This is a genomic window from Collimonas sp. NPDC087041, assembly GCF_044745265.1.
Taxonomy (GTDB): Bacteria; Pseudomonadota; Gammaproteobacteria; order Burkholderiales; family Burkholderiaceae_D; genus Collimonas.
The window spans coordinates 34,211-51,018 of the sequence record NZ_JBIUZX010000015.1 but is presented as its reverse complement, the minus strand read 5'-3'; the positions used below and the strand labels follow the sequence as shown (position 1 = coordinate 51,018).

Genomic DNA, 16,808 nt, shown 5'->3' with positions numbered 1-16,808 from the left:
CATGCACACTAACACCATCACCATCGTTGCTCCATCCAGCCGCGAGGCGTTGCGCCTGGTGCGCGAACAGCTGGGACCGGATGCGATTATTCTTTCCAATCGCGCCACTGCAACCGGCACTGAAATCGTCGCGATGGTGGATGCCATAGAGAGTCAAGTCGCGCAACCGCCAGCGCCGCCGAAAACGGCGCCAGAAGCAGTTTTGCCAGCGGTAACAGCAACTGCCGTCGCGCTGTCTGCACCCGTGCCGCAAGTTGCCGCTGTACCAGCAGCGCCAGCCGCCGCGACGCCGTCTGTGCATGATCAATCTCCTCAGCCTCCGGCGGTGGCGAAACCTGCCTCCGACAAGGACAGCCACGACAGCGTCATCAGTGAAATTCATTCGATGCGCGGCATGATCGAGGAACAGTTGGCAGGCCTGGTGTGGAACGACAAACAGCGCCGCGATCCGGTGCGCGGCCATCTGCTACGCACCTTGCTCGGCGCCGGCTTCAGCGCAAGCCTGGCGAAAGCCATGCTGGACCATTTGCCGACAGGGATGAATTTCGCTTCGGGCCTGGCCTGGGTCAAGGCAGAACTGGCGCGCAACCTGCCGTTGCTGGATAACGAAGACGCCATGATGGACGGCGGCGGCGTCTACGCCCTGATGGGGCCGACCGGAGTCGGCAAGACCACCACCACCGCCAAATTGGCAGCGCGCTGCGTCATGCGCTTCGGCGCCGACAAGCTGGCGCTGCTGACCACCGACAGTTACCGTATCGGCGCCTTTGAACAATTGCGCATCTACGGCCGCATCCTCGGGGTATCGGTGCATGCGGTAAAAGATGCGGCAGACTTGCGGCTGGCGCTGGACGATTTGCGTGACAAGCACATGGTGTTGATCGATACCGTCGGCAAGAGCCAGCGCGATCGCAGCGTCTCTGAACAAGTTGCGATGCTGTGCGGCGCGGGGCGTCCGGTCAAGCGCCTGCTGCTGCTGAACGCCGCCAGCCATGGCGATACGCTCAATGAAGTTGTGCATGCCTACAAGGATGGCGCAGCCGGTAACGAACTGGCCGGCTGCATTTTCACCAAGACTGACGAAGCCACCCATCCTGGCGCCTTGCTGGATACCGTGATTCGTCATCGCTTGCCTGTGCACTACGTGTCGACCGGGCAGAAAGTGCCGGAAAACCTGATGCTAGCCGATCGCCTGCAATTGGTCGACAGCGTGTTTCAATCGGCCAGCCGCAGCGCGTTGTTCGTGCCGGGAGAAGCCGATCTGGGAGAACTGCCGGCCGCACTGAACAATGATGCTGAACTGGCTGCCGCGGCAGCGCAAGTCGCTAGCCAGGCGCAAGCCGCTGAGCGCTTGCGCGTGCAATGCCAGCAATTGATCCGGGTACTGGCGCACGATGCCAAGGAGCTGGCTGTCAACGCCGCTGCGCTGGCCGATGGCAAGATTGATTTCGACGTGGCCCGCACACTGTGGCGCGATCTGGGCGATGACCGGATCGACAGCAAGGCAGTCGGACAACAATTGCTGGCGCACGCGCGTACGGCAACCGCGGCATCCTGCACCGGACACATATTGGCGGTTAGCGGAAAAGCCGATCTGCTGGCCAGCAGCAATGGCGATGCCTATTCGCTGCAAGCCAGCCTGCTGCTGTCGGACGTCGACGGCATGCCGCTGGCTGCGCCACATCAATTGCTGAGTACCGCCACCGCTGCGACGCATGCAGAAAACATGATCGCGGCACCGGCGCAACGCCAGATCGAATGGCTGCAACAACAGGAGTTCGACAAACCGATGGTGCATCTGCTGGAACGGTTGCCACAGTTGCAGCAGATGCAATCTTGGCGAGCTACCGACCTGTCATGGCTGGCGCGCGGGCGCGGCTCGTTGCGCGTCGTGGAAGGCGAAGACGGTAGCACGACGCTGGTCAAGTTAGCCGCGCAGCTGGAATTCGCGGTACCGAAGTCCGTGATCTACAAGGGAAAGCCTGTACAGCAATCGGCGGCTGAAATGATTGTCCGTCTGCGCGTCAAGAACGCCGATGCAGGCGGCGAAATCGCTCCGGCCTTGCGTTGCGTGGTTACCAGGATCGTCGATCCGCACAATGGGAAGCAGTTGGCACAATGGTATTTGCTCAGCAATGTCGAAGCAAGCGTCAGTGCCGATCAACTGGTCGCATGGGCGTGCTGGAAGCAGGCCGTGGAACCTTTCTACAAGTTGCTGCGGCAGGCTGTCCAGCAACTAGGTGGATGTACTGAGCCGGGCGATAGCGACATGCCGAAGCGTTTGCTGATTGCGGCTCAGGCCAGCACCACCGTTTGGCGCCTGGCACACAAGCAGGATACCTGGGCCGGCGCTGCACGTGCGCTGTTGGCGCAACTGGCCGGCCACAGGATTCGTTCCGGCGCAATCACGGTCGCATCAAACACGGCATTGTTCGAAGGCTTCGGAAAACTGATCGCCTTGTTGCAGGCGCTGGAGCTGGACGCTGACGGCGTGCGTAGCGCAAGCGATGTGACCGGACTGGCTGCGCAGCCAGGATGAGGAGACGGCTTTGAACAAAGTGGTGAACGATCAGGCAGATGGTTTGCGGAGCCTGATGGCCCAGCATGCTGGAAACCGGGCGCCACAGGTGATCGCGGTGGTTGGTAGCGGCCCGCAGGTTGGCGCCAGCAGCGTTGTCTTGAATCTGGCGGCTGCGTTGGTTCAACTGGGCCAGGATGTGCTGCTGTTGGATGAGCATGGCGGCTTGCCGCCGGGAGCGATCAACGGCGCCGCTGCTTGGGCCGATGTGATTACGCGCCGCCTGCCGCTGGAAGCAGCGGCGTCGAAACTCTCCTGTGGTGCCTGGTGGCTGCCGGCATCAGGGCTGGATGCGGCGACAGCGGAAAGTGATGCGCGCAGCGCGTTTCATGGACAGGCGATTTTGGTCGATGCGCAACTGGATGGCAGCGGTGCCTTGTCGGCGCTGGCGCGGCAAGCCGACGATGTGGTGGTGGTATTGCGGCCACAGGCAGCTTCGATTACTGCAGCCTATTCCTGTATCAAGCAGTTGCATTACGCCCATGCATTGCAGCAGTTGCGAATCATGATCAATGGCGCGGCAGACGGTCCCGACGCACAACGCGTGGCGCACAACCTGGCCGCGACCGGAAGCCGCTACCTTGGTCTGACTGTGCAGCCGGCTGGTTGCATCGGCCTGGATGCGCGCCTGGCGCAGGCTCAGCGCCTGAAATTGAGTGTGGTGGAGGCGTTCCAGACCAGCGTTGCCGCTGTTGATTTCCGCCGTATCGCCGCACAGTTGCAGCAATGGCCACGGCGCATGGCAGCTCAGCCGCAACTGCCGCCGTTGGCGCAGGAAAGTTCCTGGACTGCACAGCTGCTGCCGTCGTACTAACAGGAACGCTATGTCATTTATTGAAAACCGATTGCTTATTTGAAGAATGCAGGAAGAGGGACCCGTCATGTATACAGCGCAGGGAAGAATCGACAAATCCGATACGCTGGCAAAGTACGCGCCGCTGGTGCGCCGTCTGGCTTTGCAACTGGTTGCCAAGCTGCCGGCCAGTGTCGAATTGGACGACATGATCCAGGCCGGCATGCTGGGCTTGCTGGACGCTGCCAACCGTTATCAGGAGAACCAGGGTGCGCAGTTCGAAACCTATGCCAGCCAACGAATTCGCGGTGCGATGCTGGATGAATTGCGCGCGAATGATTGGCTCTCGCGTGGTTTGCGCCAGTCTTCGCGTAGCGTCGACGCCGCCGTGCAGGCGCTGGAACAAAAGCTGGCGCGGGCGCCGAGCGAGCGCGAGATTGCGCAGGCGATGAACTTGTCCCTGGAGGAGTATCAGCATCTATTGCAGGAAATTCACGGTTCACAACTGGTTTATTACGAGGACCAGGAGAGTGGCAGCAATGAGAATTCTTTCCTTGACCGGCAAGCTTCTGGCAGCGATCGCGCCAACCACAATGATCCGCTGGAACATATGCTGGAAAGCGGCATGCGTCACATGCTGGTTGAAGCGATTGCGCAGATGCCGGATCGCGAGCGCCTGTTACTGAGCCTGTATTACGAGCAAGAGATGAATTTGCGGGAAATTGGCGCTGTGCTGGAAGTCAGCCAATCGCGAGTATGTCAATTGCACAGCCAGGCCATCAGCCGCCTGCGGGTGCGATTGAATGAAAGCCGCTGCAGCGAGGCAGCCTGAGATGGGCGCGCGATCCAGCGCGGTGCTGGCTGTGATGGCTGCGCTGTCCATGTTGCCGCTTGCGGCACAACTTGGTCAGCAGGCGCCGGCGGCGCTCAATCTTGATACTTACTTTGGACGCAGCAATCATCCGCCAACTGGCCAGGGAGCGCTGCAATTGAATAGCGCCGCCGCCACGGTAAGCGGATCGTGGAGCGGCAACGGCTCGACGCCGGCAATTGTTCGTCGTGGAATAGCCTATCAATCGGCGCCGATCGCGCCGGTCGGCAGCGGCGTGACACCCGCCTCGAAGACACGTCGGGTCAGCTGGCAATACGGTTTCCTGAGCGCGCCGCCGGCCGGGGTTCATGCCTATCTTTGCAATTACGCCAGGTGCGTCGGACTCAGCGGCGCCAGCGGCAGCACTACCGCATTTGCCGGCGACAGCGGATTTTCATATTTTTCGTTTGCCTTTGTCATCGATGGACAAGGCGCAATGACGCCGACCTTGCAGGGTTCTGCAAGCAGGGTGATGGTGGATTACGAATAGACAACTGCGATAGATAGCCGCGACAGTTAGTCGCAATAGATAACTGTTGCACGGATTACCCGGCATGGCGTATCGGCTCAGCCCGACGCCAGGCTGTGCCCGTTGCCGAGGCCAACCTTATGCTTGCCGTCCGGGCCATATAGGGATTGGCCGTGGGCGCGCAGGAAGTTGATCGACTGTCGAACGAAATCCAGGTGGGTATGGATCATGATGCCGTTGCGATGATTGTTTTCGCGAGCCTGGGCTGCGCGCGTCAGCAAGTCTTGCCATACCTGTTGCAACTCGCTGCTGCCGGCAGCAGCAAGTGCGTCGCCGCCTTCGCGCGCGGTCGGAAATCCTGCGGCCTGCTGGCTTTGTTCGCGTTCGCGCTCAAGGGCGTTGATGCGGTCCGCGAGTTGCGCCTTTTGCTCCGTAATTATCGGCAATTCGTCGAAACGGCTCTGGACCAAGGCTTCGGCCTCACGGTCGAGAAGTTCGAGAAAGGCGTCCATCACCGCGCGTTCCTGCTGCAGATGGCCGAGTATATGGCTCATGATGGCCTCTTGCCGAGCAGGTCGCGGACCGTATCCAACAGGCCGTCGGCGATTTTTTCCGGATTGACCTGATAACGGCCTTCGCTGATGGCCTGGCGAATTTCCGCCACTTTTGCGGCGTCGAAATCTCCCTCTCCAGGCTGCAGCAACTGGGTCTGCAACTGGCGCACTTGCGCCGCCAGCGAGCTTTGGGCCGCTGGCTGTGAAGGAAGGGCGTTGCTGGCGGCGCCGGTGGCAGCGGCGTCGGTGGAAGCGGCGCGAGGCACGCTATCCTTGTTGGGCGCCACATTACTTTGGTTCGACACACTATTCAGCGACTTTGCGGGTTGATCGATTTTCAAGATATTTCCTCTGTGGGAGCTATTCGGTTTAACGGCAGTCTGCGCTGAAACTTTAGCGTTTCGACTGGAAAATGTCGAAATTGTTAATAAATTTCCGTGTGGAATTGTTTTGATTTTACGCCGGCACTAGTTCGGCAAATCGACCGAACCGTCAAGGCGGGCAATGCCGCTGACCATCTGGCCGGCTTGTGTCTTGACCTGGATTGTCGCACCTGCGGCGGCATTCGTCATCGCCCGGCCATCGGTGCTGACCACAAAACCGGCGCCTTGCGCGAGTACCTTGACGTTTTGTCCTTGCTGGATCACGGTCACGTTGCGCAGCAGTTCCTGGCGTAGTGGCGCACCCAATGCAATGCGGTTGGCGCTGACCATGCCGCTGGCCTGCTGCGGATTGGTGATCACGCCGCGCGGCAACGTGCTCAGGTCCCCCTGACGAACTTCGAAATCGCCCGCGCTCAGCGTTTCGCCAGCATTGATCTGGCGGCTGGCGACGTAATAGTTGGCCACCACGGCGACATAAGCCGGCACATAGCGGGTCCATGACGGCGTGCCTGAACCGTCGCCATTGCAACGTACGCCGACCGAAACCCGTCCCCACAACCGCGCGCCGTTCGGCAAGAACGGTTCCAGGTTGTCGCAGGCCGGCAGCGCGCCTGACATCGGCGTATCGACGCGGATGCTGACCTTGCCCGGCAAACCGTTTGCCTGGTTCATCAGGAATTGTTCAATCACCGGTTTGGCGTTGCCGCTCAGTTCGGCCGGCCGGGCGATTGCGGCCGGGTCTACGACCAGCAATGCCGAGATCCCGACGAGACGCAACAGGTTGCCGGAAAGCCGGCGGATGTTTGCATGCATAGGAAGTGTTCCTTGCCAGGCGCACTTCATTCGTATCTCCAGGATATCGATGAAATGCGCTCCGGATAAATGGTTGTCGCAGTTGTCGCGGAATATCCACGCATATCAGATTCTAGACAAACAAGCCGCATCTGGATGCGTGGAATTGGCTTGCGAATGGCTTGTTGTTTGGGCGATTGGCGCGGTTGCAGCTATTTATAATAAATTTCAGAAATTTACCCTGTCAACGCAAGAGGCCGGCTGATAAACCGGAAACCAAGCAAGGATATCCAATGGCGAATGTGAGCGAATTCAACGAAGAACTGCCGGTCACGCTGGCCGTGTATTTGCGGCAAAGGCGTTTGAAGCAGAGAAGCGAAAACGGACAACGGATTTCGTTGACAGCGATGCATCGCCGCTGCGGCTTATCGGTTCCGGTGTTGAGCAAGCTGGAGACCGGCAGGGTCGTCGATCCGTGCGGCTCCACCATCAAGCGCGTGCTGGCCGGTTATGAGCTGACTTTTGACGATATTGCGCAATACCTGCCGGAAGCGAATCCCGGCTTGCGCGATCGATGAGCGGCGGCGCAATCTCGCGTGCCTCGAAGTGAGGGTGAAAATCCCGCCTGTTCTTGCGATTGCTGCTTGTCTCGGCTACCTATAATCGCTTCCATCAAAAGGTCTGTTGCAAGACGGTCGGAATACTTTATACGGTGGATACAACATGGTTGACAAACTGGATGCAGCACTACGTTTCCAGCAGGAAGCGTTGAATTTGCGGGCGCGGCGGCAAGAGGTGCTGTCGGCAAACATTGCCCATTCCGATACGCCAAACTACAAGGCGCGCGATTTCGATTTCAGCAGCAGCTTGACGCAAGCCATGACGCAGGGGCGGCAGGCGCAGTCGGTATCGATGGCTACGACGTCAGCGCGCCACATCCAGGGCGAATCGACGATCTCCAACGATCCGGAATTGTTGTACCGCGTGCCGACGCAATCGAGCATTGACGGCAACACGGTTGAAATGGATGTCGAACGGGTCAATTTCACCGATAACGCCATTCATTACGAATCCGGCCTGACCATCATCGGCGCCCAAATCAAATCGATGCTGTCCGCGGTGCAGCAATGATCGTTTCAACATAGTCAGCGGGGATTAACGCATGTCTTCCAATGTTTCCATGAATATTTTCGATGTCGCCGGTTCCGCCATGAGCGCGCAATCGCAGCGCATGAACGTCACCGCCAGCAACCTGGCGAATGCCGAGAGCGTGGCCGGGCCGGATGGTCAGCCTTATCGCGCCAAGCAGGTGGTGTTCGCGGTGGCGGCGTCGGGCGATCAGCAGGATCCGTCGGCAACCATCGGCGGTGTCCAGGTGGCCGGCGTGGTCGAGGATCAGTCGCCATTGCGGATGGTGTACAACCCAAAGCATCCGATGGCCAATGCCGACGGTTACGTTGCCATGCCCAACGTCAATGCGGTGGAGGAGATGGTCAACATGATTTCGGCTTCGCGCTCGTACCAGGCGAATGTCGAGGTACTGAATACCGCCAAGACCATGATGCTGAAGACGCTCAGCATCGGTCAGTAAGGCCTGCCGCCAGTCGGCAAGATAAGTTGAGATTTCGAATCGCATCATCAATCCGCGGTCGTCGTACCGTACCAGGAGAAAATCATCATGGCAGTTTCGGGCGTTTCATCAACCGACAACAGTGCAGCAAATGCGCTGGCGGGAGCATCGTCGAGCAGTTCCGATCAGGAGCAGCGCTTTCTCAAATTGCTGGTCACGCAATTGAACAACCAGGATCCGCTGAATCCGATGGATAACGCGGAACTGACTTCGCAGCTGGCGCAAATGAGTACCGTCAGCGGCATCGAAAACCTGAATAGCACACTGACGTCGCTGGTGGCGCAAACCGGCGCCAGCCAGACCCTGCAGGCAGCTTCGTTGATCGGTCATACGGTGCTGACGCCTGGCAGCAGCGTGGCGCTCAAGAGCGGCACGGACACCTCGTTCGGCCTCGACATGCAAGGCGCTGCCGACACGGTCAAGGTAACCATCACTGATGCCGCCGGCAACACCGTGCGCACCATCGATGTCGGCGCACTGCCGCAAGGCACCAAGACCCTGACATGGGATGGCAAGAACGATACTGGCTCAGCCGTGCCGGATGGCGCCTACAAGATTAGCGTAGCGGCATCCGTCAACGGCGGTGCGGTGGCCGCGGGTACGCTCACTTATTCGCAAGTGGCGAGTGTTGCGCAGAGCGCCAATGGCGTCACCTTGAATCTGGGTGCGGCCGGCACGGTGGCCTTGGGCGACGTTAAACAGTTTCTGTAAATTCGGCCTGGTTTCTGCGGACTTGCGGTAGTGCGGGCATGCGGAAACTGCCACAGCTTGATTTTCAAAGGAGAATATTATGAGTTTTCAGCAAGGCGTAAGTGGATTGAACGCAAGTTCCAGCAATCTCGACGTGATCGGCAATAACGTTGCCAACTCGGGTACGGTCGGTTTCAAGGCCGGTAGCGTATTGTTTGCGGACGTGTATGCCGGTTCAAGAGTCGGCCTCGGCACCCAGGTGGCTGGCGTGTCGCAAAACTTTACCCAAGGTGCGTTGCAAAGCAGCTCGCGCGCGCTGGACGTGGCTATCACCAATGGCGATGGCTTTTTCCGCCTGGCCAGCCCATCCGGTGAAGTGTCGTATTCACGCAATGGCCAGTTCACGATTGACAAGGATAACTACATCGTCAATTCCGGCGGCCTGCGCCTGACCGGCTATCAGGTCGGCGCCAACGGCAGCATCGCAGGCGGCAGCCCGACCGCACTGCAATTGCCGGCTACCGCGATGATGCCAAACGCAACCACCAAGATCAACGCCCAATACAATATCGATTCGCGCAGCACGGTGCCGACCACGACACCGTTCAGCGCGACCGATTCGAACAGCTTCAACTACCAGAACGCGGTGACCGGCTACGATTCGCTCGGCAATTCGCATGAGATTACCAATTTCTTTGTCAAGACCGGCGCCAATTCCTGGGATGTCTACCAAACCGTGGATGGCGGCGCCAGCAGCAACATTGGCTCATTGACCTTCGATAGTTCCGGCAAGATGTTGACCCCGGCCAACGGCACACTAACGCCGGCCGCGGTTCCGCTGACCAACGGTGCAGCGAATATGAATTTCTCGATCAACCTGACCGGCACAACCCAGTTCGGCAATGACAATGCTGTGGCCAAGCAGACGCAGGACGGCTATACATCCGGCGTCCTGACCGCGTTTGCCATCAATCCGGACGGCACCGTTACCGGCAAGTATTCGAACGAACAGACCAAGACATTGGGGCAGATCGTGCTGGCATCCTTCGCCAACCCGGACGGCCTGCAATCGAAGGGTGGCAACGTCTGGAGCGAAACCGCTGCATCGGGACAACCGCTGGTCGGCACGCCTGGCGCCGGCAGCAAGGTTGGTGCATTGACCTCGGGCGCGCTGGAATCGTCTAACGTCGACCTGACTGCTGAACTGGTGAACATGATCATTGCGCAACGGACGTATCAAGCCAATGCGCAAACCGTCAAGACGCAAGACCAGGTCATGCAGACCCTGGTGAGCATGCGCTGATGAAGCAGGTCCTCGCAAGCGCCGTCAGCGGCGCTGTCTCAATCACCGCAACGGCAGGAAACGGGGAGTATCCATGGATCGCATGATCTATATCGCCATGAGCGGCGCCAAGCAGGTGATGGAACAACACGCCTCAGTCGCGAACAACATGGCCAACGTTGCGACGCCCGGCTTTCGCGCCCAGCTCAACAACTTCCGCGCAGTGCCGGTGGTCGGCGACGAAGCGCAGACACGCGCCTTTGTGGTTGCTACCACGCCAGGCGCGGATATGCGCAGTGGTCCGCTGACTGAAACCGGGCGGCCGATGGACGTGGCCGTGCGCGGCGACGGCTGGCTGACAGTGCAGACCGCAGACGGTAACGAAGCCTATACCCGGGTCGGCAATCTGCAGGTAGGCGCCGATGGTCAGTTGATGACCATGGATAAATTGCCGGTGATCGGCGATGCCGGACCGATGGCGGTGCCACCCGGCGCGTCGGTGATGATTTCGACCGACGGCCTGGTCAGCGCGATTGGCGCAGGCGATCCGGCCACCAACGTGGCGCAGGTTGGTCGTTTGAAACTGGTCAATCCGGCGAGTGCGGATCTTGTACGCGGCGATGACGGTTTGTTCCGCATGCGCAGCGGAGCGGCAACGCCTGATGCCGATCCCGCCGTCACGTTGCAGACCGGCGCGATAGAAGGCAGCAACGTCAATCCGGTATCGGCGATGGTCGACATGATTGCCAATGCGCGCAGTTTCGAAATGCAGATGAAAGCGGTCAAGAGCGCTGACGAGAACGACCAGCGCGCCAACCAGTTGCTGAGCATGACCAGCTGATCGCAGCTCTAACTGCATTGCTGTCATTTTCGCCGCCATTTTGGCTTATTTTTTAACACCATTGCCAAGCAATATTAACTTGCCGGAGTTTCCACCATGATGCGTTCCCTTTCCATTGCCAAGAGCGGCCTCGATGCGCAACAGCAGCAGCTCGACGTGATTTCGAATAACCTGGCTAACGTCAGCACCACTGGCTTCAAGCGCAGCCGCGCCGTGTTCGAGGATCTGATGTACCAGAACCTGCGCCAGGTAGGCGGCCAGACTTCCGACCAGACCAACCTGCCATCCGGCCTGCAGATCGGCACCGGAACGCGCATGGTGGCGACTGAGCGTATCCACACCCAAGGCAATCCCACCAAAACCGACAACACCAAGGACATCGCGATCAATGGCGACGGCTTTTTCCAGGTGCAGATGCCGGACGGCACCACCGCCTACACCCGCGACGGTTCGTTCCAATCCGATTCGACCGGCCAGTTGGTGACTGCCAGTGGTTATCCGGTACAACCGGCTATCACGATTCCGCAAAATGCCACCAGCATGACCGTCGCCAAGGATGGCACGGTGTCGGTGACCCAGGCCGGCAGCACTGCCAGCGTCCAGGTCGGACAGATCCAGCTGGCGACTTTCCTGAATTCGACCGGCCTGCAAAGCAACGGCGAAAACCTGTACACCGAAACCAACGCCTCCGGCACTGCCAACCAGACCACGCCGGGACAGAATGGCGCCGGCACCTTGAGCCAGGGCTATGTCGAATCGTCGAACGTGAACGTGGTCGAAGAATTGGTCAACATGATCCAGACCCAGCGTTCGTATGAAATCAACAGCAAGGCGGTCACGACCTCGGACCAGATGCTGCAACGCCTGACACAGATGTGATGACGGAGCCGATGTTGAAACAGTGGATTAACTATGTGTTGCTGGCGGCTGTGCTGCTCAGCGGCTGCGCCCAATTGCCGCGCGAGCCGCTGGTGCAGCAGCCGATGACCGCGCGTGCTGAAGTGCGGCCGACGGCGCCTGTGAATGGCGCCATCTATCAATCCGGTTTCAGCAGCCAGGCTTTGTTTGAAGATCGCCGACCGCGCAACGTTGGCGATATTCTGACCATCATCGTCAGCGAAAATGTCAACGCCAGCAAGAATTCGGCGGCAAATGCCAGCCGCAACGGCAGTGCAAGCAGCGGATTGGCAGCGATACCGAAGATTTTCGGCGGCCTGTTCGGCAACCTCGATACCGATGCCAAGGCTTCCAATGCGCTCACCGCCAAGGGCGGCGCCAATGCCGCCAATACCTTTAACGGCATCATTACTGTCACTGTCACTGAAGTGCTCGGCAATGGCAACCTGATCGTCAGCGGCGAGAAGCAGATGATGATCAACCAGGGTACAGAATTCATCCGCTTCTCCGGCGTAGTCAATCCACGCACGGTGAGCGGCAACAACAGCGTAGCCTCGACCCAGGTGGCCGATGCGCGCATTGAATATAGCGCCAAAGGCTATATCGACGAAGCGCAGACCATGGGCTGGCTGCAGCGTTTCTTCCTCAACGTCTTACCGTTCTGACCATGCGATCAATATTCCACCGGTTTTTGCAGCATCCCGACCGCAGCCGCGGCAGTATCGCTCTGTTATGCGGCTTGATGTTTTGCGCAACGCTGTCGGCGCCAGCCGCGCATGCCGAACGGCTCAAGGAGCTGGCCAGCATCCAGGGCGTGCGCGACAACCCGTTAATCGGCTACGGCTTGATGGTTGGCCTGGACGGCAGCGGCGACCAGACCATGCAGACGCCATTCACTACGCAAACCTTGAACAACATGCTGTCGCAACTCGGCATCTCGATGGCGCCCGGCACCAACATGCAATTGAAGAATGTGGCGGCCGTCATGGTGACCGCGACCTTGCCTTCGTTTGCACGCCCGGGACAGAATATCGATGTCACCGTATCGTCGATGGGCAATGCCAAGAGCCTGCGCGGCGGCACATTGCTGATGACGCCGCTTAAAGGCGCCGATGGCATGGTGTACGCGATTGCCCAAGGCAACATGGTGGTCGGCGGCGCCGGTGCTTCGGCCAACGGTAGCAAGGTGCAGATCAACCAGCTCAGTTCCGGCCGGATTCCGGCCGGTGCCATTGTCGAGCGGGCTGTCAGTTCGCCGTTGGGCGACGCCAATACCCTGACCCTGGAATTGAATACCTCGGATTTCGGTACAGCCCAAAAAGCGGTTGACGCGATCAATCGCAGTTTCGGCCCTGGTACTGCCAACGCACTCGATGCGCGGGTGATCCAGGTCAATGCGCCAAGCCAGCCGGAAGCGCGGGTCGGCTTCCTGGCGCGCATGGAAAATCTCGATATCACGCCGTCACAGGCGGTGGCGCGGGTGGTCATCAATGCCCGTACCGGTTCGGTGGTGATGAACCAGACCGTACGCATTCTCGATTGCGCGGTAGCACACGGCAACCTGTCGGTGGTGATCAATACCCAGCCGGTGATCAGCCAGCCGGGGCCGCTTTCCGGTGGCAGCACCGTGGTCACGCAAACCTCGCAAATTCAGTTGAACCAGGCCGGCGGTGCGCTGCAGGTGGTCAAGAACGGCGCTTCGCTGGCGGACGTGGTCAAAGGCTTGAACACGCTCGGCGCCAATCCGCAGGATCTGGTGTCGATCCTGCAGGCGATGAAAGCCGCCGGCGCCTTGCGCGCCGAACTGGAAATTATCTGAGGCCGGCATGAGTGTTTCCGGACCGCTCAACAGCAGCCGCACTGGCGACCTCGATCAGCGATTCGCGCTGGATGTGCAAGGCGTCGACGCCTTGCGCCGTACCACCAGCGCCGCGCCGCAGGAAGGGCTGAAGCAGGTTTCACGCCAGTTCGAAGCCATGTTCATGCAGATGGTATTGAAGAGCATGCGCGAAGCGACTCCGTCTGACGGCATGTTCGATAGCCAGCAGGAAAAGATGTACACCTCGATGCTGGATCAGCAGCTGGCGCAAAGCCTGTCCGGGCGCGGCCTGGGTCTGGCCGAGGCGATGCAGGCGCAGCTCAGCCGCGCAATTGATCCGGCACAGGTGCAGCCTTCGCCGTTGCAAAAGATGCCGGCTTCCGGCCTGCAACCGCTGCAGGCTGCTCCACCTCCGCCGCAGAATGCTGGCAATGTACAAAATCTGACGCTTTATGACGCGGCCGATTATCGCTCCGGCCGTGCCGATGGTCCGCAACCGCATGTCGACCAATTCCTGGCGCGCATGGGCGCTTCGGCGCAGATTGCCAGCCAGGCCAGCGGCGTGCCGTCGCAACTGATCCTGGCGCAGGCCGCGCTGGAGTCTGGTTGGGGCAAGCGTGAAATCAAGGGAGACGACGGCAGCCGCAGCCATAACCTGTTCGGCATCAAGGCTGGCAAGGGTTGGAAGGGGCCGGTAGTGGAAACTGTCACCACCGAATACGTCGACGGCGTGCCGCGTCAGACCCGCGCTGCTTTCCGCGCCTATGCGTCGTATGACGAAGCGTTTTGCGATTACGCGCGCTTCCTGTCAAGCAACCCGCGCTACGCCCAGGTGCTGGCCACGCGCGACCCTTCCGAAGCGGCCTACGGTCTGCAGCGTGCCGGCTATGCCACCGATCCGCAATATGGCAACAAGCTTGTGCGCATTCTCAAACAGATCATCTGAAGTTGAGTTCCATTCCAGGCAAGGTGTGCTTGCCTCGACGCTGCAAAAGACGCACGCACCACACTGAAACTTAATCGCGATATCAGACCAGGACTCATTTCATCTATATGCGTTCGTACTCGCGGATATTTATGAAATGCGTTCCAATTTCCCTCAAATTTCCGGCGCGCCTGCCGTTATATCTTAGGAGAGCGCGGCAGTGACGCCGGGCGTTGCCCTTCTAAAGGACGAATGTATATGTCGAACAGCATGTTTTTCACTGGCCTCAGTGGCCTGAACGCAGCACAGGCCGGGTTGGTGACAACCGGTCACAATACAGCCAATGTGCAAACACCTGGTTACAGCAGGCAAATGGCGCAGGTCGTTTCCGCCGGTGGCACTTATGTGCCGAGCGTGGGTTTTTTTGGCAATGGCGCGCAAGTGACCAATGTGACCCGCAGCTATGATCAGTTCCTGACGACGCAGCTGAACCAGGCGCAGGCAACCAACAACGCGTTGTCTACTTATTCGACCCAGATCAACCAGATTAATAATTTGCTGGCAAACCAGACCACCGGCCTGGCGCCGATGCTGCAGGCGCTGTTCAAGGGCGTGCAGGCGGTCGCCAATACGCCGGCCGATCCGGCCGCACGGCAGCAAATGATCAGCTCCGCGCAGGCCTTGTCGAACCAGTTCCGCACCATGGACCAGGTTTTGACCGGTCTTAATGCGAATGCCAACGCGCAGATTTCCGGCTCGGTCGACCAGATCAATACCTATGCGACGCAGATTGCCAGCATCAACAAGCAGATCGCTTTGCTGAGCAATGCTTCCGGCGGCCAGGCGCCGAACGATTTGCTGGACCAGCGCGATGCCCTGGTCAACAATCTCAGCCAACTGGTGGAAACAAAAGTGGTGGTGCAGGACGGCGGGCAGTACAACGTATTCATCGGCACCGGCCAGACTTTGGTCTTGGGCGACAAGGCATCAACCTTGAAGGCGGTGACTTCATCGGCCGACCCGAGCAAGACTTCGGTGGCGCTGGTCAATGCTGCCGGCGTACCGGTCGAGTTGCAGGATAGCGTGCTCACCGGCGGTTCGCTGGGCGGCTTGCTGCAATTCCGCAACGAGACATTGGGTGATGCCCAGAACGCATTGGGGCGCATAGCGATCGGCCTGTCCGATACGTTCAATGCACAGCACAAGCTCGGGATCGACCTGAACGGCGCCGCCGGCCAGGATTTCTTCACCCAGGCCAGCCCCAGTGTGATTCCGAATGCGCGCAATACCGGCACGCTTGCACTGACGCCATCGTTCAGCGACACCAGTCAATTGACCACCAGCGACTATCGGATCGACGTGGTCAATGTCTCCGGAAGTCCACAATATTCGGTGACGCGCTTGTCCGACAACAAGGTGCTCGGCAGCTACCCAACGTTGCCGGTCACCTTTGACGGCGTTTCGGTACAAGCCGGCAGCGGAACTCCGCAGGTCGGCGATTCGTTCCTGGTGCAGCCGACCCGCGCCGGCGCCCGTGACATGAACGTGCTGGTGACCGATCCCGCCAAGGTGGCGGCGGCGTCGCCGATCATCACCGACAAGACAGCCGGCAACCAGGGCACGGCGACGATCAGCGCCGGCAAGGTGGATGCGACGTATCTGGCGGCGCCGTTGACGGCGCCGGTCAGTCTCAAATACGACAGCACCACGACGCCGCCCAGTTTGTCCGGCTTCCCGGCTACGGCGGCAGTCAAGGTTACCAATCCGGATGGCACGGTAGTCAACTATGCAGCCGGCGCGGCCGTCACCTATACGGCTGGGGCGAGTTATTCATTTGGCGGCATCAGCACTACCATCAGTGGCACACCGGCCAATGGCGATACCTTCACCATCGCTAAAAATACCGGTGGTGTATCCGATGGCAGCAACGCCTTGCTGCTTGGCGGCTTGCAGAGCCAGAAGACCCTGGCCGGCGGCACCGCCAGCTATACCGACGCCTATGGTCAGTTGGTCAGCACCATCGGCAACAAGGCCAGCCAGCTAACCATCGCCAATACCGCGCAGACCAGCCTGGCGTCGCAAATCAAGGCGGCGCAGCAATCTGTTTCCGGGGTCAACCAGGACGAGGAAACTTCCAATCTGCTGATGTATCAGCAAATGTACCAGGCCAATGCCAAGGTGATCCAGACCGCATCGACCATGTTCGACGCGATCCTGGGCATTGCTTCCTGATTCGGCGACATCGCCGCGAAGGCAGCAGGGCTGCCTTCGCTATGGACCTAAC

18 protein-coding genes are annotated in these 16,808 nt (G+C 59.6%); 15 read left to right on the top strand and 3 right to left on the bottom strand.

Annotation, left to right across the window (positions count from 1 at the left end; all coding sequences use genetic code 11):
- The first annotated feature begins 1 nt into the window (after position 1).
- The 4 genes from flhF (at position 2) to ACIPF8_RS22070 (ending at position 4,732) form a co-directional block, all read left to right on the top strand.
- Positions 2-2,539, top strand: a complete 2,538-nt coding sequence (gene flhF / locus ACIPF8_RS22085) for a flagellar biosynthesis protein FlhF (protein ID WP_400425532.1) — start codon at positions 2-4, stop codon at positions 2,537-2,539.
- A gap of 10 nt (positions 2,540-2,549) precedes the next feature.
- Positions 2,550-3,392: a MinD/ParA family protein gene (locus tag ACIPF8_RS22080; protein ID WP_400425426.1), complete on the top strand. Its 843-nt coding sequence runs from the start codon at positions 2,550-2,552 to the stop codon at positions 3,390-3,392.
- 67 nt (positions 3,393-3,459) lie between these two features.
- Positions 3,460-4,203: an RNA polymerase sigma factor FliA gene (locus ACIPF8_RS22075; RefSeq protein WP_400425423.1), complete on the top strand. Its 744-nt coding sequence runs from the start codon at positions 3,460-3,462 to the stop codon at positions 4,201-4,203.
- A 1-nt stretch (position 4,204) separates the two neighbouring features.
- Positions 4,205-4,732, top strand: a complete 528-nt coding sequence (locus ACIPF8_RS22070; RefSeq protein ID WP_400425420.1) for a flagellar protein FlhE — start codon at positions 4,205-4,207, stop codon at positions 4,730-4,732.
- A gap of 77 nt (positions 4,733-4,809) precedes the next feature.
- Here ACIPF8_RS22070 and ACIPF8_RS22065 read toward each other — a convergent pair whose 3' ends face one another.
- From ACIPF8_RS22065 to flgA, 3 genes are all read right to left on the bottom strand, one after another.
- On the bottom strand, positions 4,810-5,265 hold the full coding sequence (locus ACIPF8_RS22065) for a flagella synthesis protein FlgN (RefSeq protein ID WP_400425418.1): 456 nt from the start codon (positions 5,263-5,265) through the stop codon (positions 4,810-4,812).
- Positions 5,262-5,606, bottom strand: a complete 345-nt coding sequence (gene flgM / locus ACIPF8_RS22060) for a flagellar biosynthesis anti-sigma factor FlgM (RefSeq protein ID WP_400425415.1) — start codon at positions 5,604-5,606, stop codon at positions 5,262-5,264. Before flgM ends, ACIPF8_RS22065 begins: the two co-directional genes overlap by 4 nt.
- 126 nt (positions 5,607-5,732) lie before the next feature.
- On the bottom strand, positions 5,733-6,461 hold the full coding sequence (gene flgA / locus ACIPF8_RS22055) for a flagellar basal body P-ring formation chaperone FlgA (protein WP_400425412.1): 729 nt from the start codon (positions 6,459-6,461) through the stop codon (positions 5,733-5,735).
- Positions 6,462-6,733: 272 nt separating this feature from the next.
- Here flgA and ACIPF8_RS22050 point away from each other — a divergent pair, with 272 nt between their 5' ends.
- The 11 genes from ACIPF8_RS22050 (at position 6,734) to flgK (ending at position 16,756) form a co-directional block, all read left to right on the top strand.
- On the top strand, positions 6,734-7,018 hold the full coding sequence (locus tag ACIPF8_RS22050; RefSeq protein ID WP_400425409.1) for a helix-turn-helix domain-containing protein: 285 nt from the start codon (positions 6,734-6,736) through the stop codon (positions 7,016-7,018).
- 145 nt (positions 7,019-7,163) lie between these two features.
- Positions 7,164-7,571, top strand: coding sequence for a flagellar basal body rod protein FlgB (flgB, locus tag ACIPF8_RS22045; protein ID WP_400425406.1), 408 nt, complete (start codon positions 7,164-7,166; stop codon positions 7,569-7,571).
- Between the two features lie 49 nt (positions 7,572-7,620).
- Positions 7,621-8,031, top strand: coding sequence for a flagellar basal body rod protein FlgC (flgC, locus tag ACIPF8_RS22040; RefSeq protein ID WP_400425529.1), 411 nt, complete (start codon positions 7,621-7,623; stop codon positions 8,029-8,031).
- Between the two features lie 87 nt (positions 8,032-8,118).
- The gene (gene flgD / locus ACIPF8_RS22035) at positions 8,119-8,781 is read left to right on the top strand and encodes a flagellar hook assembly protein FlgD (RefSeq protein WP_400425403.1); all 663 of its coding nucleotides are present in this window, start codon (positions 8,119-8,121) and stop codon (positions 8,779-8,781) included.
- 79 nt (positions 8,782-8,860) lie between these two features.
- Complete coding sequence (flgE, locus tag ACIPF8_RS22030; protein ID WP_400425401.1) at positions 8,861-10,063, top strand: flagellar hook protein FlgE; 1,203 nt, start codon at positions 8,861-8,863, stop codon at positions 10,061-10,063.
- Between the two features lie 73 nt (positions 10,064-10,136).
- The gene (locus ACIPF8_RS22025) at positions 10,137-10,883 is read left to right on the top strand and encodes a flagellar basal body rod protein FlgF (protein ID WP_400425398.1); all 747 of its coding nucleotides are present in this window, start codon (positions 10,137-10,139) and stop codon (positions 10,881-10,883) included.
- A gap of 96 nt (positions 10,884-10,979) precedes the next feature.
- Positions 10,980-11,762, top strand: a complete 783-nt coding sequence (flgG, locus tag ACIPF8_RS22020) for a flagellar basal-body rod protein FlgG (protein ID WP_061532448.1) — start codon at positions 10,980-10,982, stop codon at positions 11,760-11,762.
- Positions 11,763-11,776: 14 nt separating this feature from the next.
- Positions 11,777-12,445 (top strand): flagellar basal body L-ring protein FlgH, encoded by a 669-nt coding sequence (locus ACIPF8_RS22015; RefSeq protein ID WP_400425395.1) that lies wholly within the window; start codon positions 11,777-11,779, stop codon positions 12,443-12,445.
- Between the two features lie 2 nt (positions 12,446-12,447).
- The gene (locus ACIPF8_RS22010; protein ID WP_400425393.1) at positions 12,448-13,599 is read left to right on the top strand and encodes a flagellar basal body P-ring protein FlgI; all 1,152 of its coding nucleotides are present in this window, start codon (positions 12,448-12,450) and stop codon (positions 13,597-13,599) included.
- A gap of 7 nt (positions 13,600-13,606) precedes the next feature.
- Entirely contained in the window at positions 13,607-14,545 is a 939-nt protein-coding gene (gene flgJ / locus ACIPF8_RS22005; protein ID WP_400425390.1) for a flagellar assembly peptidoglycan hydrolase FlgJ, read from the top strand.
- Between the two features lie 237 nt (positions 14,546-14,782).
- Entirely contained in the window at positions 14,783-16,756 is a 1,974-nt protein-coding gene (flgK, locus tag ACIPF8_RS22000) for a flagellar hook-associated protein FlgK (RefSeq protein WP_400425388.1), read from the top strand.
- The last annotated feature ends 52 nt before the right edge of the window (positions 16,757-16,808 follow it).

Coding starts and splice junctions, on each gene's coding strand:
- flhF (WP_400425532.1), top strand. CDS start 2: ATGCACACTAACACCATCACCATCGTTGCTCCATCCAGCCGCGAGGCG.
- ACIPF8_RS22075 (WP_400425423.1), top strand. CDS start 3,460: ATGTATACAGCGCAGGGAAGAATCGACAAATCCGATACGCTGGCAAAG.
- ACIPF8_RS22070 (WP_400425420.1), top strand. CDS start 4,205: ATGGGCGCGCGATCCAGCGCGGTGCTGGCTGTGATGGCTGCGCTGTCC.
- ACIPF8_RS22065 (WP_400425418.1), bottom strand. CDS start 5,265: ATGAGCCATATACTCGGCCATCTGCAGCAGGAACGCGCGGTGATGGAC.
- flgA (WP_400425412.1), bottom strand. CDS start 6,461: ATGCATGCAAACATCCGCCGGCTTTCCGGCAACCTGTTGCGTCTCGTC.
- ACIPF8_RS22050 (WP_400425409.1), top strand. CDS start 6,734: ATGGCGAATGTGAGCGAATTCAACGAAGAACTGCCGGTCACGCTGGCC.
- flgB (WP_400425406.1), top strand. CDS start 7,164: ATGGTTGACAAACTGGATGCAGCACTACGTTTCCAGCAGGAAGCGTTG.
- flgC (WP_400425529.1), top strand. CDS start 7,621: ATGAATATTTTCGATGTCGCCGGTTCCGCCATGAGCGCGCAATCGCAG.
- flgD (WP_400425403.1), top strand. CDS start 8,119: ATGGCAGTTTCGGGCGTTTCATCAACCGACAACAGTGCAGCAAATGCG.
- flgE (WP_400425401.1), top strand. CDS start 8,861: ATGAGTTTTCAGCAAGGCGTAAGTGGATTGAACGCAAGTTCCAGCAAT.
- ACIPF8_RS22025 (WP_400425398.1), top strand. CDS start 10,137: ATGGATCGCATGATCTATATCGCCATGAGCGGCGCCAAGCAGGTGATG.
- flgG (WP_061532448.1), top strand. CDS start 10,980: ATGATGCGTTCCCTTTCCATTGCCAAGAGCGGCCTCGATGCGCAACAG.
- ACIPF8_RS22010 (WP_400425393.1), top strand. CDS start 12,448: ATGCGATCAATATTCCACCGGTTTTTGCAGCATCCCGACCGCAGCCGC.
- flgJ (WP_400425390.1), top strand. CDS start 13,607: ATGAGTGTTTCCGGACCGCTCAACAGCAGCCGCACTGGCGACCTCGAT.
- flgK (WP_400425388.1), top strand. CDS start 14,783: ATGTCGAACAGCATGTTTTTCACTGGCCTCAGTGGCCTGAACGCAGCA.